This is a genomic window from Stappia sp. P2PMeth1 (assembly GCF_900185735.1).
Classification (GTDB): domain Bacteria; phylum Pseudomonadota; class Alphaproteobacteria; order Rhizobiales; family Stappiaceae; genus Stappia.
On record NZ_FYAW01000022.1, the window covers coordinates 485,154 to 500,111 of the forward strand.

Here is a 14,958-nt window from a genome sequence, read left to right on the forward strand (position 1 = left end):
TCAGCGGCGAATGGCTTCATGGTGTCGGATCACTTCCCTGACGATGAAGTTCAGGAATTTCTCCGCGAAATCGGGATCGAGGTTGGCGTCCCGGGCAAGCGCGCGCAGCCGCGCGATCTGCCGTTCCTCGCGCGCCGGATCGGCGGGCGGAAGATTGTGCGTCGCCTTCAGCAGGCCGACCTTCTGCGTGCACTTGAAGCGCTCCGCAAGCATGTGAACCAGCGCGGCGTCGATGTTGTCGATGGAGCCGCGCAGGCGCAGCAGCTCGTCCATCGCGGTGGACGCCGGCTCGAGGATCTCCTCGGCGCTGTCGGTCATTTCTTCTTCCCCCGTCCCAGGCCCGGAAGGCCGCCGAGACCGCCGGGCAGCTTCGGCCCGCCCAGTCCACCGAGGCCACCGAGGCCGCCCAAACCACCAAGCCCGCCGGGCAGACCCGGCATCTGACCTGGAAGCCCGCCGGGAAGTTGACCGGGCAGTTGACCGGATTGGGCCATGCGCTCCAGTTCCTTCGGATCGATGTTCGGCATGCCGCCGCCGGGCAGGCCCATGCCGCCCATCATCTTGCCGAGCAGGCCCTTGCCCTTGCCCATCTGCTTCATCATGTCGGCCATCTGCCGGTGCATCTTCAGCAGCTTGTTGACGTCGGCGACGTCGACGCCGGAGCCGGTGGCGATGCGCTTCTTGCGGCTGGCCTTGAGAATGTCGGGCTTGCGGCGCTCCTGCGGGGTCATCGACTGGATGATCGCGACCTGGCGCTTGATCACGCGGTCGTCGATATTGGCCGCGTCGAGCTGCTTCTTGATCTTGCCGACGCCGGGCATCATGCCCATGATCCCGGACATGCCGCCGAGCTTCTCCATCTGGCGAAGCTGCTCGGCAAGGTCCTCCAGGTCGAAATTGCCCTTCTGCATGCGGGCGGCCATCTTGGCCGCCTTTTCCTGGTCGAGCTCGCGCGCCGCCTTCTCCACCAGCGAGACGATGTCGCCCATGCCGAGAATGCGGTCGGCGATCCGCGCCGGGTGGAATTCCTCCAGCGCATCCGCCTTCTCGCCGGTGCCGACGAGCTTGACCGGTTTGCCGGTGACGGCGCGCATCGAGAGCGCCGCACCGCCGCGGCCGTCGCCGTCCATGCGGGTGAGCACGATGCCGGTGATGCCAACGCGCTCGTCGAAGGAGGTGGCGAGGTTGACCGCGTCCTGGCCGGTCAGGCTGTCGGCGACGAGCAGGATCTCGTGCGGATTGGTCGCCGCCTTGATCTCGGCCATCTCGACCATCAGCGGCTCGTCGATATGGGTGCGGCCGGCGGTGTCGAGCATGACGATGTCGTAGCCGCCGAGCCGCGCCGCGGTCATGGCGCGCGAGGCGATCTGCACCGGCGTCTGGCCGGCGACGATCGGCAGCGTGTCGATGCCGGTCTGCTCGCCGAGCACCTTGAGCTGCTCCTGCGCCGCCGGGCGGCGGGTGTCGAGCGAGGCCATCAGCACCTTGCGGCGCTCGTTCCTGGTCAGCCGCAGGGCGATCTTGGCGGTCGAGGTGGTCTTGCCCGAGCCCTGCAGGCCGACCATCATGATGGCGAAGGGCGCGGCCGCGTTGAGGTCGATCGGCTCGCCGGCGCCGCCGAGCATCTCGACGAGCTGGTCGTGGACGATCTTGACGACCTGCTGGCCCGGCGTCACCGATTTGAGGACTTCCTGGCCGACGGCCCGGGTCCGCACCTTGTCGGTGAAGGACTTGACCACGGGCAGCGCGACATCGGCCTCGATCAGGGCGCGGCGGACCTCGCGCAGCGCCTCGGAGACATCGGTCTCCGACAGCGCACCGCGCCGCGTCAGCTTGTCGAGAATGCCGCTGAGGCGATCTGACAGACTTTCGAACATGCCGTCTCCTTAAACTCTCTCGAGGCAGCGGCTGTCGCTGCTTCCGTGTCCCCCGGGCGGGACGAAGCGCGATCCGCAAAGCGGTGTGACACCCGAGGGCGCATCGCGCTGTCGGGTGTGAACCTCCGGGATCTCTTTATACCTCTGCGGGTCCCGGGCGGCGGATCGTAGTGTCGTCACTCTTTCGGAGTTGACGGGCTGATACCCGCAAACGCCAGCGAAAGTCAAGGGAGCCGGCGCATTCCCCTGCAAAACGCCCCCCTTTGCAAAACGCCCCCCTTTGCGAAACGCCCCCCCTTTGCAAAACGCCGAAGCCACGGCCTGCCGGCTCAGGGGTAGTCGCGCGTGCCGAAAATCGCCGAGCCGACGCGCACATGGGTGGCGCCGACGCGCACCGCGCTTTCGAAATCCGAGGACATGCCCATCGACAGGCCGGCAAGGCCGTTGCGCTCGGCGATCTTGCGCAGCAGCGCGAAATGCGGGCCCGGCGTGTCGTCGACCGGGGGGATGCACATCAGGCCGAGCAGCGGCAGGCGCAGCTCGTCCCGGCAGAAGGCGACGAACTCGTCCGCCTCGCGCGGGGCGATGCCGGCCTTTTGCGGCTCCTCGCCGGTGTTCACCTGAATGAAGAAGCGCAAGGTCCGGCCCTGTTCCGCGCATTCGGTGGCGAGCGCGCGGGCGATCTTCTCCCGGTCGAGCGTGTGGATCACGTCGAACAGGGCGACGGCGTCCTTCGCCTTGTTCGACTGCAGCGGACCGATCAGGTGCAGCTCGATATCGGGAAACTCCCCGCGCAGCGCCGGCCACTTGCCCTGCGCCTCCTGCACGCGGTTCTCGCCGAAGACGCGCTGGCCGGCGGCGATCACCGGGCGGATGGCCTCGGCGTCGAAGGTCTTGCTGACGGCGATCAGCGTGACCGAGCCGGTCGCGCGCGCGCCGTCCTGCTCGGCGGCGGCGATCCTGTCGCGGATGCCGGCGATCCGGCCGGCGGCGTCGGTCTTGGTCGGTTCGGCGGCGTGCGCGGACATCTTGCTGGCTCTTCGTGCTTGGGCGTTGCGGTCGCTGCCATGGACATGCGACGGGTGCGGCGCGAATGCAAGTCCTGGAGGGGAGAGGCGCGCGCCGCCGGCCTTGCCGGTTGACCGGGCCGGCGATTTCTGGTGACAGTCGCGCCACATCATTTCTTTTCACGGCAACGAGCGAAGCACACGACATCATGGCGACGGAGCGCTACAACGCCCGCGAAGCGGAAAGCCGCTGGCAGAAGGTCTGGGACGAGGCGAAGGTTTTCGCCACCCGCAACGAGGATCCCCGGCCGAAGTATTACGTGCTCGAGATGTTCCCCTATCCGTCGGGGCGCATCCACATGGGGCATGTGCGCAACTACGCCATGGGCGATGTCGTGGCACGCTACAAGCGGGCGCGCGGCTTCAACGTGCTGCACCCGATGGGCTGGGACGCCTTCGGCATGCCGGCGGAAAACGCGGCGATGCAGAACAAGGTGCATCCGCGCGACTGGACCTATCAGAACATCGCGACGATGCGCGGCCAGTTGAAGATCATGGGCCTGTCGCTCGACTGGGAGCGCGAGTTTGCCACCTGCGACGTCGAGTATTACACCCAGCAGCAGCACCTGTTCCTGGATTTCCTGAAGGCCGGCCTTGCCTATCGCAAGAACTCCAAGGTCAACTGGGACCCGGTCGACATGACCGTGCTCGCCAACGAGCAGGTGATCGACGGGCGCGGCTGGCGCTCCGGCGCCTTGGTCGAGCAGCGCGAGCTGACCCAGTGGTTCTTCAAGATCTCCGACTGGTCGGAAGAGCTGTTGTCGGCGCTCGACACGCTCGACCGCTGGCCTGACAAGGTCCGCCTGATGCAGAAGAACTGGATCGGCCGGTCCGAGGGCCTGCGCGTGCGCTTCGCCTTCTCGACGCCCGCGCCGACCGGCGACACGTCGCTGGAGATCTTCACCACCCGGCCGGATACGCTGTTCGGTGCGTCCTTCATGGGTCTGTCGCCGGACCATCCGATCTCGCGCAGGCTCGCCGAGAACGACCCGAAGATCGCCGCCTTCGTCGAGGAGTGCCGGCGCATCGGCACCTCGGCCGAGGCGATCGAGACGGCGGAGAAGATCGGCATCGACACCGGGCTGACGGTCGTCCATCCGCTCGACCCCTCGATCACGCTGCCGGTCTATATCGCCAACTTCATCCTGATGGACTACGGCACCGGCGCGATCTTCGCCTGCCCGGCGCATGACCAGCGCGACCTCGACTTCGCCCGCAAGTATCACCTGCCGGTGCGTCCGGTGGTGCTGCCGAACGGGGCGGATCCGGAGACCTTCGAGATCCGCGACGAGGCCTATACGGACGAGGGCACGATCTACAATTCCGCCTTCATGGACGGTCTGTCGATTGCCGACGCCAAGGACGCGGTGGCCGCGCGGCTGGAGGCGGCGATGCTGGACGGGGCGCCGCAGGCGCAGCGCCAGGTCAACTACCGCCTGCGCGACTGGGGCATCTCGCGCCAGCGCTACTGGGGCTGCCCGATCCCGGTCATTCATTGCGACGATTGCGGCGTGGTGCCGGTGCCGGTCGCCGACCTGCCGGTGCAACTGCCCGACGACATCGACTTCGACAAGCCGGGCAATCCGCTCGACCGCCATCCGACCTGGCGCAACGTCGCCTGTCCGAATTGCGGCAAGCCGGCGCGGCGCGAGACCGACACGATGGACACGTTCGTCGATTCCTCGTGGTATTTCGCCCGCTTCACCGATCCGCGCGCCAAGACGCCGACCGACAAGGCGGTGGCGGATGCCTGGCTGCCGGTCGACCAGTATATCGGCGGCATCGAGCACGCGATCCTGCACCTGCTCTATTCGCGCTTCTTCGCCAGGGCGATGAGCGTCACCGGGCATCTCGACGTCAAGGAGCCGTTCCGCGGCCTGTTCACGCAAGGCATGGTGACGCACGAGACCTACAAGGCGCCGGGCGGCGGCTGGGTCTCGCCGGCCGAGGTGCGCATCGAGGGCGACGGCGAGACGCGCAAGGCCTTCCTGCTGGAGAGCGGCGAGGAAGTCGCCATCGGCTCCATCGAGAAGATGTCGAAGTCGAAGAAGAACACCGTCGACCCGACCGACATCATCGAGACCTACGGCGCCGACACGGCCCGCTGGTTCATGCTGTCCGACAGCCCGCCCGAGCGCGACGTGCAGTGGACCGAGGACGGGGTGCAGGGCGCCTGGCGCTTCATGCAGCGTGTCTGGCGACTGATTTCCGAGATCGGCGAGAGCGTGCCGCAGACGGCGCGTCCCGACGCGTTCGGCGAGGCGGCGACCGCCCTGCGCCGGGCGACCCACAAGGCCTGCCAGGCGATCTCGGCCGATATCGAGGCGCTGTCCTTCAACCGCGCCGTCGCCCGGATCTACGAACTGGTCAACACGCTGTCCAAGGCCTTGCAGGGCGGCGCGGAGGGCGACGACATGCGCTTCGCCCAGCGCGAGGCGGCGGCCTTCCTGGTGCAGATGATGGCGCCGATGGCGCCGCACCTGGCCGAGGAATGCTGGCGGGCGCTCGGCCACGAGAGCCTACTGGCAACGCAGGGCTGGCCGGAGATCGAGGCGGCTCTCCTGGTCGAGGCGACCATCACCCTGCCGGTGCAGGTGAACGGCAAGAAGCGCGCGGACCTCGTCGTCTCACGCGAGGCTTCCAATGAGGAGGTCGAAGCGGCTACCTTGCTGCTCGAGGCCGTGCAGCGCGCGCTGGACGGCAAGCCCGCCCGCAAGATCATCGTGGTTCCGCAGAGGATCGTGAATGTCGTCGTGTGACCATCCGCAACCGCAGCAGCCCGCCCGCCGGCGGACGCTCGCCGTTCTCGTCATCGGTGCGGCGCTGCTTGCCGGCGCCTGCCAGGTGCGGCCGCTCTACGGCACCATCGGCGGAGTGTCGGGAGCCTCCCCCGCCGTCGCCAGCGAACTGGCGGCCATCGACATCGATCTGGTGGAGACCTCCTCCAGGGAGGATCTCGACCGGGTCGGCCAGGTGCTGCGCAACGAGCTGATCTTCGGCTTCCGCCGCGGCCGCGAGGCGGGCGAGCAGCGCTACCGGCTGCGGATCCTGATCGACCGGCCGCTCAACGAGGTCGGCGTCGAGCGGCTCGCCGACGTGCCGTCGGCCTATACGGTCACCGTCAACGCCACCTATGTGCTGAGCGAGCTCGGCACGGGCCGCACGGTGACCACGGGCCGCGCCTTCGGCTCCGCCTCCTTCGACTTCTCCAGCCAGCGCTTCGCCAACCTGCGCGCCCAGCGCGATGCCGAGGACCGGGCGGCGAAGATGGTGGCCGGCGACATCCAGACGCGGCTCGCCGGCTTCTTCGCGTCCCGCGGCTGATCCGCGATGGTCGCGCTCAAGGCCGGCGAGATCGACCGTTTCATCGCCGAACCGCCGGCCGACGTCTCCCTCGTCCTCGTTTTCGGGCCTGATACCGGGCTCGTCTCCGAGCGCGCCCAGGCGCTGGTGACGCGCGCTTCCGGCGGCGTCGACGATCCCTTCTCGCTCGTGCGCCTGGATGCCGCCGAGGTGGTCTCCGACCCGGCGCGGCTGATCGACGAGGCGTCGACCGTGCCGCTGTTCGGCGGCCGGCGGGTGGTCTGGCTGCGCGACGGGGCGGGCAAGAACCTGTCGCCGGCGGTCGATCCGCTGTTCGGCGAACTGCGCGCAGAAAGCGCGCTGGTGGTGATCGAGGCGGGCGACCTGAAGAAGGGCACGGGCCTGCGCGGCAAGTTCGAGCGCGACCGCAAGGCGGTGGCGATCCCCTGCTATGGCGACGAGGCGCGCGATCTGGAGCGGGTGATCGACGGCGAATTGCGCGAGGCCGGCCTTGCGATCAGCCGCGAGGCGCGACAGGTGCTGATGGGGTTGCTCGGCGCCGACCGGCTGGCCAGCCGCGGCGAGGTGCGCAAGCTCTGCCTCTATGCCTATGGGCGCGAGCGCATCGATGTCGCCGATGTCGAGGCGGTGATCGGCGATGCCTCGGCCTTTGCCGTCGACGAGTTGATCGATGCGGCCGCGCTTGGCGATCTCGGCACGCTTGACCACGGGCTGGAGCGGTTGTCGGCCAGCGGCCAGCGCGCCGACATGATCGCCTCGGCGGCGCTGCGGCATTTCCAGTTCCTCGCCCGCGCCAGGGCGGAGGTCGATCGCGGCGTGCCGCCGGCCCGCGTCGTCGAGCAGGCGCGTCCGCCGATCTTCTACAAGCGCCGCGACCTTGTCGCGCGGGAGCTGTCGCTGTGGTCGGGAGACGACCTTGCCAAGGCGGGCGAGCGGCTGGCGGATGCGGTGGCGGCGGCGCGCAAGTCGCCGGCCCTGGCCGAGGCGCTGGTCGGCGATGTGCTGCTGACGCTTGGCCGGGTGGCCCGCTCGCGCGGCCGGCGCTGACCTCGCGCCGCCGATCCACCCTTGGAGCGCGCGTCTCCCGTTAGTCCGGCTGGCCGGGGATCTTGCGTCCGGTGCGCATGATCGGGCCGCCATGCCTGTGCTCCGGGCGCGGCGTCTTCGGGCCGCCGGCGGTCAGCGGGCGTGCGGCATATTGTCCATGCACCCGGTGGCGGTCATAGAGCACCACGGCCCCGGCGATCGCGATGTTCAGGCAGAACTTGGTCGGGATCTTGATGATGTGCTGGCAGGCCGCCTGCATTTCCGGCGAAAGCGAGCCGCGCTCGGGGCCGAGGATATAGGCTGCCTGCAGCGGATGCATGAAGCTCGGCAGGTCGATCGCTTCGTCGGTCAGTTCGACGCCGACAAGCTGGCAGCCCTGCGGCAGGTCCATCTCGGCGATCGAGGGCCAGTGGAACAGCGGCAGATGGCCGGTGCTCTTCGACGTGTCGGAGGCCGGCGCCTTGCGGATCCGCTTGTCGGCATCGACGGTGAAGAAGAAGCTCGCCCCGAAGGCATGCGCCGAGCGCATCAGGTTGCCGAGGTTCATCTGCTTGGAAATGCCTTCCGCTCCGACGGCGAAATAACCGCGCATGTCGCCTTGCGACCTCCTTGTCGTTGTGCCCGGCCGGTGCCGGGCAACCGCAGGTGCCCGGAGATAGCGGCTGGCCGCGGCCCTGGCAAGTTTGCGGGCCTTCGCTGCTTCCAGGACTTCGCAGGCCGTGCTAGGCGAGGCTTGGGGAAAACTTGGGGAACAGTTGGGGGAATCATCCGTGAAAGCCATCTTGTGCGAACGCTTCGGCGCGCCCGAGGATCTCGTCCTGCGCGACATCGAGATGCCGACGCCCGGGCCGGGGGACGTGCTGGTGGAGGTCCACGCCGCGGCGCTCAACTTCTTCGATACGCTGATCATTCAGGGCAAGTATCAGTTCCGTCCCGAGATGCCGTTCTCGCCCGGCGCGGAGTTCGCCGGCCGGGTGCTGGAGACGGGCGAAGGGATCGAGGCGTTCGAGCCGGGCGACCGGGTGATGGGCTATGTGCGCTGGGGCGCGGTGCGCGGCGCGGTGATCGCCAGCGAGGACGATCTCATCGCCCTGCCGGACGAGGTTTCGGACGAGGCGGCGGCCGGCCTTTCGGTCACCTATGGCACAACGCTGCATGCCTTTCGCGACCGGGCGCGGCTGGAGCCGGGCGAGACCGTGGCCGTGCTCGGCGCCTCGGGCGGCGTCGGACTTGCCGCTGTCGAGATCGCCAAGGCGATGGGCGCGCGGGTGATCGCCTGTGCCTCCAGCGCGGACAAGCTGGAGCTCGCCCGCGCCCATGGCGCCGACGAACTGGTCAACTATGCCGAGGACGACCTCAAGCTCCGGCTGAAGCAGCTCACCAATGGCAGCGGTGTCGATGTGGTCTACGATCCGGTCGGCGGCGACTACGCCGAAGCGGCGCTGCGCGCCACCGCCTGGCGCGGCCGCTATCTGGTCGTCGGCTTTGCCGCCGGCGAGATCCCGAAGCTGCCGCTCAATCTGGTCATGCTGAAGGGCTGCGACGTGCTCGGCGTGTTCTGGAGCGATGCCATCGTGCGCGAGCCGGAGGCGCATCGCGACAATATGGAGCAGTTGCTCGCCTGGGTGCGCGAGGGGCGTATCGTGCCGCATCTGCACGCGGCCTATCCGATCGAGGAGACGGCGCGCGCCCTGCGCGAACTCGCGGACCGCAAGGCCCAGGGCAAGGTGATCATCCGCCCATAAGGGCGTTGGAGCAGGCTGCAGGCGGCTTTAAGCCTCCAGCCGCACCAGCACCGGGGCGTGGTCGGAGGGCTGGTCCCAGCCGCGGGCGTCGCGCAGCACCTGCATGGAGACCGCCTGGCCGGCCAGCGCCGGGTTGGCCCAGACATGATCGAGGCGGCGGCCCTTGTCGGCCGCCGACCAGTCCGCGGCCCGGTAGCTCCACCAGGTGTAGAGCTTCTCCTCCATCGGCACGAAGGCGCGCATCACGTCGGTAAGGCCGGCGGCGGTGCGCACCGCCTCCAGCTTCTCGCATTCGATCGGCGTGTGGCTGACGATCTTCAAGAGCTGCTTGTGCGACCACACGTCATGCTCGTAGGGCGCCACATTGAGGTCGCCGACGACGATGGCATTGCCGGACATCGCGGCGAAGCGCTCGCCCATCTCGTCGAGAAAGGCGAGCTTGTGCGCGAACTTGTCGTTGAGCTCCGGATCGGGCAGGTCGCCGCCGGCCGGCACATAGAAGTTCTGCAGGGTGAAGCGGTCGCCGCCGAAGGGGATGCCGGTCGAAAGATGCCGGCTGTCGCCCTTGGTGCAGTAGTCGATCCGCTCCTCGTCGAGGAAGGGGCGGCGGGAGATCGTCGCGACGCCGTGATAGCCCTTCTGGCCCTTGATCGCGATATGCTCGTAGCCGAGCTTGCGGAAGGCGGAGAGCGGAAAATTGCCGTCCGCGCACTTGGTTTCCTGCAGGCAGATCACGTCCGGCGCATGGTCGAGGATCAGCTTCTCGACGATCGGCAGGCGCAGCCGCACCGAGTTGATGTTCCAGGTGGCGATGGTCAGGCGGTCGGTCATGGCGATCCGGGTCTGGCAGGGCGGGGCGGAGCCTGAGCGGCTTCCTGACTGATTGCCAGTTGCCGGCGTGCCTTGCAAGGCCGGCCTTTCTCCGGCCCGGCGGATTTCTGTGTTGCCTGTCACAGGAATCCGGCCCTGGCGGCTGTATTGACTGCGGCTGACACTGGTGTCGAACGGCGCGGGCAAGCCGCGCTGTTGCAGTGGGAGACGCGGCACCTGCCGCGTCAGATGGGACCGCGCGGCGTCAGCCGCGTTGGGGCAGGACCGAAGGGGAGCCGCGACATGGGTTTTTTTGATTTCGTGAAGGATGCAGGCAAATCGCTGTGGGGCAGCAAGGAGCCGGAGGCCGATGCGGCCGCGGCGATCGAGAAGGAAGTGGCGGCGCTCGGCCTCGACGGCGACGTCAAGGTGGAAGTGTCCGGCGACACGGTGAAGATCGCCGGTGCCGCCCCGAGCCAGGAAGCCCGCGAGAAGCTGATCCTGGCCGCCGGCAACGTGCTCGGCGTTGCCAGGGTGGAAGAGGAGATCGCGGTCGCCGCCAGCGCGCCGGAAGCCAGCTTCCACACGGTGGCGAAGGGCGACACGCTGTGGGCGGTGGCCAAGAAGGCCTATGGCGACGGCTCCAAATACATGGTGATCTTCGAGGCCAACAAGCCGATGCTGGCCGAGCCGGACAAGATCTATCCGGGCCAGGTGCTGCGCATTCCGCCGCTCGGCTGAGGCCGGCGCTGCGATCACGATCATGTGAGGCCGAACCGAAAGGTTTGGCCTCATCTCATTTCCGCTTCGCTCGATTGCTAAGTGCTTCCTTAACGCTTTGGTCATAGTGTCCAGACCCGGTTGAAAGGGGGCTTTGGACCAAAGAGAGAGCGATGACTGCGCGCGTGCTGATCCTGTTTTGCACCCTTTTCGTGGCGTCCTGCGCGGCATTCGATTTCGAAGATCCGAAGCCGCAGGACTATCCCATCCACGGCATCGATGTGGCGCGCTACCAGGGCGACATCGATTGGCACCGGGTGAAGAAGGCCGGCACCGAGTTCGCCTGGATCAAGGCGACCGAGGGCGGCGACTATCTCGATCCGAAGTTCATGGAGAACTGGACGAACGCCAAGGCGGCCGGCGTGCGGCGCGGCGCCTATCACTTCTATTTCTTCTGCCGTCCGGTGGAGGACCAGATCGCCTGGTTCATCGAGAACGTTCCGGTCGACCCGGATGCGTTGCCGCCGGTGCTCGACATGGAATGGAACGGTCACTCCTGGTGCCGGGAGCGCCCGGGCCGCGAGAAGGTCCTGCATGACATGGACCTGTTCCTGCGGGCGATGGAGAGCCATTACGGCAAGCGGCCGGTGATCTATTCCTCCGTCGATTTCCACCGCGACCGGCTGGTCGGGGCGAAGCGCGGCTACGACTTCTGGCTGCGCTCTGTCGCGGCCCATCCCAACCGCCGCTACGAGGACCGCCGCGACTGGGTGTTCTGGCAGTACACGGCGAAGGGCCGCGTCGACGGCATCAAGGGCGATGTCGACCGCAACGCCTTCCACGGCTCGCGTCGGCAATGGCAGCGCTGGCTCCAGGGTCACCGCACGCGCTAGGTGTGGGGGGCTGCGCTGGTGCGGGGCGCGGCGGCAGAGGCTGCTCCGCCCGCGTTGTCAGTTGATGGTGTCCATGGCGACAGGCTCATTTGAATTAGGCTGACCAAGGAACGGGGTAAATGACAATATATAAAATATTGCACCTTCCTTCTTAATTGCACTCATTCCACGATGATCATAATCATCAGCAATATATATCTTTTCATCAGTGTTTTTTGGCAATGTATTGCGCTTCTTATCCCGCGCACTGAAATAAGTTCTTTCAGGGTGCCACGCCTCGAAGACACAGGACATGAGCCCTTTGCGCTTATTATCTATAAAAACACCAGAGGGATCAAAAGACAGCGGGCGCATTTGTATTGCTAGATTCCGGGCGACATTGGTCATCGATCGCGTCTGTTCTCGCTTGAGAAGCGCTCCCGAGGTGATCAAACTTTCCGCTTCACTAAACCCGCCATTCCGATAGACGTCCCAGGCCACATTCCCAAATACCGTCTTGATTGGATGGAATCTATCATCATCCGGCAAGCCTTCTACCCAAGGGGCGAGTTCGGGCCAACGGCCCCAATCGCCGCGACCAAGCACCAATGCAGATTGGCACATGGTTTTGCGCGCGGGCTCCTCTGGTCGGTTCGAACGTGTTCGTTCAGTGTCCGTCACTCGGCTCTCAACACCTTTCGCTTTGACACTCGCAAAAGGACGCAGATCCGGACTTTCTGTCGCTGCCCGCTTTTCGGAAGCCTTGAACGCTTTCTTGTCTGTGCGGGTCATCGGCTGAATGCGGACAAACTCTACATGGCTGTCTTCACCGGCAAGACTTGAGCGGGTCAGATAGTACTCGACCTGCTCCAGCCGCTGCCAGTTGTCGGTCCACAGCACGGGTACGAGATCGCCGGGCTGGAGCGGCGGGTTCTTCCATGCGTCGCCTTCGTATTCGGCAGCCCAGCGGCACGCGTCAGGCGTCTGCACATAGACCGCCGCGTCGCTGCCGGGAATCTTGGCGCCTATCACCGGAGGGTTGGCGTAAACTTGGCCGCTCCAGCCGCCTGGATCCGCAGACGTGTTCCACGAACGGGTGCCAGTGCATTTCACGACACGCTCGATGGTGACCGGCACGCCGTCGACTTTCACATCCACCGCATACCGGAAATAGACCGGATACCTCGGGTCATTCTGCGAACATGCTGCCGCCAGGAGCAGGGCGGCAAGGCTCAGGGCCGCTACCGCGCGGGGCGGCAGAGCGAGGCGCGGGCGTCGGGTCTTCTGGTTGTCTCGCAAGGGCGTGGCGGCCTGACGGTGGAGTGAACTCCTGCCTTCATGCCGCGCCGGAGCGATGCGCGCAAGGCGTGTGGTGCCACACCTCTTGCGTGCGATTGCAGATAGTGCAGACAGGCTTAACCGCAGGTTCGTCCCGGTGCCTGCCCCCTCACGCCGCCGCTTCCGCGCGTGAGCCGACGATCTCCACCACTTCCTTCATGATGTCGGTGAGCTGGAAGTTCTTCGGCGTGTAGACGGCGGCAACGCCCATCGCCCGCAATTGGCTCGCGTCTTCCTCGGGAATGATGCCGCCGACGACGACCGGGATATCGTCGATGCCGGCGGCGCGCAGCCGCTCCATCACGTCGCGCACCAGGGCAAGGTGCGAGCCGGACAGGATCGACAGGCCGATGACATGGACGTCCTCCTCCAGCGCGGCGTTGACGATCTGCGCCGGCGTCAGGCGGATGCCCTCGTAGACGACTTCCATGCCGCAGTCGCGGGCGCGCACGGCGATCTGCTCGGCGCCGTTGGAATGGCCGTCGAGGCCGGGCTTGCCGACCAGGAACTTCAGCCGCCGGCCGAGCTTCGCCGACACGCTCTCCACTGCCGCGCGCACCGGAGCAAGGTCCTGCGCATCGGCGCGCGCCGCCTTGCCGACGCCCGTCGGCGCCCGGTATTCGCCGAACACCTCGCGCAGCGCCGCGCCCCATTCGCCGGTGGTGACGCCGGCCCTGGCGGCCGCGATCGACGGCTCCATGATGTTGGTGCCCTCGCTCGCCGCCCTCTTCAGCGCGGCGATGGCGCCCGCCACGGCGCCTTCGTCGCGCGCCTCGCGCCAGGCCGTCAGCGTGGCGATGGCTTCCGCCTCGACATGCTCGGGCACGGTCAGGATGCCGCCGTCCTCGCCGGTGGCGAGCGGCGAGGGCTCGCTCTCGGTGAAGCGGTTGACGCCGACCACCACCTGCTCGCCCGCCTCGATGGCGGCAAGGCGGGCGGCGTTGGAGGCGACCAGCGCCTGCTTCATGTAGCTCGTTTCCACCGCCGCGACGGCGCCGCCCATCTCCTCGATGCGGGCGAGCTCCGCGCGTGCCTCGTCCTTCAGCGCCTCGACCTTGCCGCCGATCACCGAGGAACCGTCGAAAATGTCCTCGAACTCCAGCAGGTCGGTCTCGTAGGCGAGGATCTGCTGCACGCGCAGCGACCATTGCTGATCGAAGGGGCGCGGCAGGCCGAGGGCCTCGTTCCACGCCGGCAGTTGCACGGCGCGGGCGCGGGCGTTCTTCGACAGCACCACGGCCAGCGCCTCGATCAGGATGCGGTAGACGTTGTTCTCCGGCTGCTGCTCGGTCAGCCCGAGCGAGTTGACCTGCACGCCGTAGCGGAAGCGGCGGTAGCGCTCATCCGCAACGCCGTAGCGGGTCTGGCAGATCTCGTCCCACAGTTCGGCGAAGGCGCGCATCTTGCAGATCTCGGTGATGAAGCGCATGCCGGCATTGACGAAGAAGGAGATGCGACCGACCGCCTCGGGAAAGTCGGCCGGGTCGATGGCGCCCGACGCCCTGACCTCGTCGAGGATGGCGATCGCCGTCGCCAGCGCGAAGGACAGTTCCTGCACCGGCGTCGCGCCGGCCTCCTGCAGGTGGTAGGAGCACACGTTCATCGGGTTCCACTTGGGCATCGCCCGGTAGGTCCAGGCGATGACGTCGCGGGTCAGCCGCAGCGAGGGCGCGGGCGGGAACACATAGGTGCCGCGCGACAGGTATTCCTTGATGATGTCGTTCTGCGTCGTGCCGGAAAGCTGCGCCCGGTCGGCGCCCTGTTCGTCGGCCGCCGCGACATAGAGCGCCAGCAGCCAGGGGGCGGTGGCGTTGATCGTCATCGACGTGTTCATCTGCTCAAGCGGGATGCCGTCGAACAGCGCCCGCATGTCGCCGAGATGGGCGATCGGAACGCCGACCTTGCCGACCTCGCCGCGCGCCAGCGGGTGATCGGGATCGTAGCCGGTCTGGGTCGGCAGGTCGAAGGCGACGGACAGGCCCGTCTGGCCCTTGGCGAGGTTGCGGCGATAGAGCGCATTGGAGGCGGCGGCCGTCGAATGGCCGGCATAGGTGCGGAAGATCCAGGGCTTGTCGCGCCGGATGCCGGCGGCGCCCGTCTGCGGGTTGGCGGGGGTCGCTCTGTCGCCCATGGAAACACTCCTCGCAAGCTTCGCGCC

Annotated in this window: 13 protein-coding genes; 6 read left to right on the forward strand and 7 right to left on the reverse strand. The window is 67.2% G+C overall.

What is annotated here, in order from left to right; genetic code table 11:
* From P2PM1_RS17835 to P2PM1_RS17845, 3 genes are all read right to left on the reverse strand, one after another.
* Positions 1-318, reverse strand: a complete 318-nt coding sequence (locus tag P2PM1_RS17835) for a chorismate mutase (RefSeq protein WP_186387546.1) — start codon at positions 316-318, stop codon at positions 1-3.
* Positions 315-1,877: a signal recognition particle protein gene (gene ffh, locus P2PM1_RS17840; protein WP_186399961.1), complete on the reverse strand. Its 1,563-nt coding sequence runs from the start codon at positions 1,875-1,877 to the stop codon at positions 315-317. Before ffh ends, P2PM1_RS17835 begins: the two co-directional genes overlap by 4 nt.
* Before the next feature lie 329 nt (positions 1,878-2,206).
* Complete coding sequence (locus tag P2PM1_RS17845) at positions 2,207-2,905, reverse strand: YggS family pyridoxal phosphate-dependent enzyme (protein WP_186399962.1); 699 nt, start codon at positions 2,903-2,905, stop codon at positions 2,207-2,209.
* Positions 2,906-3,093: 188 nt separating this feature from the next.
* On the opposite strand from P2PM1_RS17845, the gene leuS reads away from it, so the two are divergent.
* From leuS to holA, 3 genes are read left to right on the forward strand one after another with little or no spacing between them, the layout of a single operon-like run.
* On the forward strand, positions 3,094-5,703 hold the full coding sequence (gene leuS / locus P2PM1_RS17850) for a leucine--tRNA ligase (RefSeq protein ID WP_186399963.1): 2,610 nt from the start codon (positions 3,094-3,096) through the stop codon (positions 5,701-5,703).
* Complete coding sequence (gene lptE / locus P2PM1_RS17855) at positions 5,690-6,268, forward strand: LPS assembly lipoprotein LptE (RefSeq protein WP_186387542.1); 579 nt, start codon at positions 5,690-5,692, stop codon at positions 6,266-6,268. Before leuS ends, lptE begins: the two co-directional genes overlap by 14 nt.
* A gap of 6 nt (positions 6,269-6,274) precedes the next feature.
* Positions 6,275-7,315: a DNA polymerase III subunit delta gene (holA, locus tag P2PM1_RS17860; RefSeq protein ID WP_186394298.1), complete on the forward strand. Its 1,041-nt coding sequence runs from the start codon at positions 6,275-6,277 to the stop codon at positions 7,313-7,315.
* Between the two features lie 40 nt (positions 7,316-7,355).
* Here holA and P2PM1_RS17865 read toward each other — a convergent pair whose 3' ends face one another.
* Entirely contained in the window at positions 7,356-7,907 is a 552-nt protein-coding gene (locus tag P2PM1_RS17865; RefSeq protein ID WP_186399964.1) for an RNA methyltransferase, read from the reverse strand.
* A gap of 178 nt (positions 7,908-8,085) precedes the next feature.
* Here P2PM1_RS17865 and P2PM1_RS17870 point away from each other — a divergent pair, with 178 nt between their 5' ends.
* Complete coding sequence (locus P2PM1_RS17870) at positions 8,086-9,060, forward strand: NADPH:quinone oxidoreductase family protein (RefSeq protein ID WP_186394296.1); 975 nt, start codon at positions 8,086-8,088, stop codon at positions 9,058-9,060.
* A 27-nt stretch (positions 9,061-9,087) separates the two neighbouring features.
* On the opposite strand, the gene P2PM1_RS17875 is transcribed toward P2PM1_RS17870, so the two are convergent.
* Positions 9,088-9,891, reverse strand: coding sequence for an exodeoxyribonuclease III (locus tag P2PM1_RS17875; protein WP_186387538.1), 804 nt, complete (start codon positions 9,889-9,891; stop codon positions 9,088-9,090).
* 282 nt (positions 9,892-10,173) lie between these two features.
* On the opposite strand from P2PM1_RS17875, the gene lysM reads away from it, so the two are divergent.
* Both lysM and P2PM1_RS17885 read left to right on the forward strand, forming a co-directional pair.
* Positions 10,174-10,611, forward strand: coding sequence for a peptidoglycan-binding protein LysM (gene lysM / locus P2PM1_RS17880; RefSeq protein WP_186399965.1), 438 nt, complete (start codon positions 10,174-10,176; stop codon positions 10,609-10,611).
* A gap of 152 nt (positions 10,612-10,763) precedes the next feature.
* A complete protein-coding gene (locus P2PM1_RS17885) occupies positions 10,764-11,483 on the forward strand; it encodes a GH25 family lysozyme (protein ID WP_186387536.1) in 720 nt (239 codons plus the stop codon).
* Between the two features lie 57 nt (positions 11,484-11,540).
* Here the strand turns inward: P2PM1_RS17885 and P2PM1_RS17890 are convergent, their stop codons facing one another.
* Together P2PM1_RS17890 and P2PM1_RS17895 are read right to left on the reverse strand one after the other, a co-directional pair.
* On the reverse strand, positions 11,541-12,761 hold the full coding sequence (locus P2PM1_RS17890) for a hypothetical protein (RefSeq protein ID WP_186399966.1): 1,221 nt from the start codon (positions 12,759-12,761) through the stop codon (positions 11,541-11,543).
* 148 nt (positions 12,762-12,909) lie between these two features.
* Positions 12,910-14,931, reverse strand: coding sequence for a protein meaA (locus P2PM1_RS17895; protein ID WP_186399967.1), 2,022 nt, complete (start codon positions 14,929-14,931; stop codon positions 12,910-12,912).
* Between the last annotated feature and the right edge of the window lie 27 nt (positions 14,932-14,958).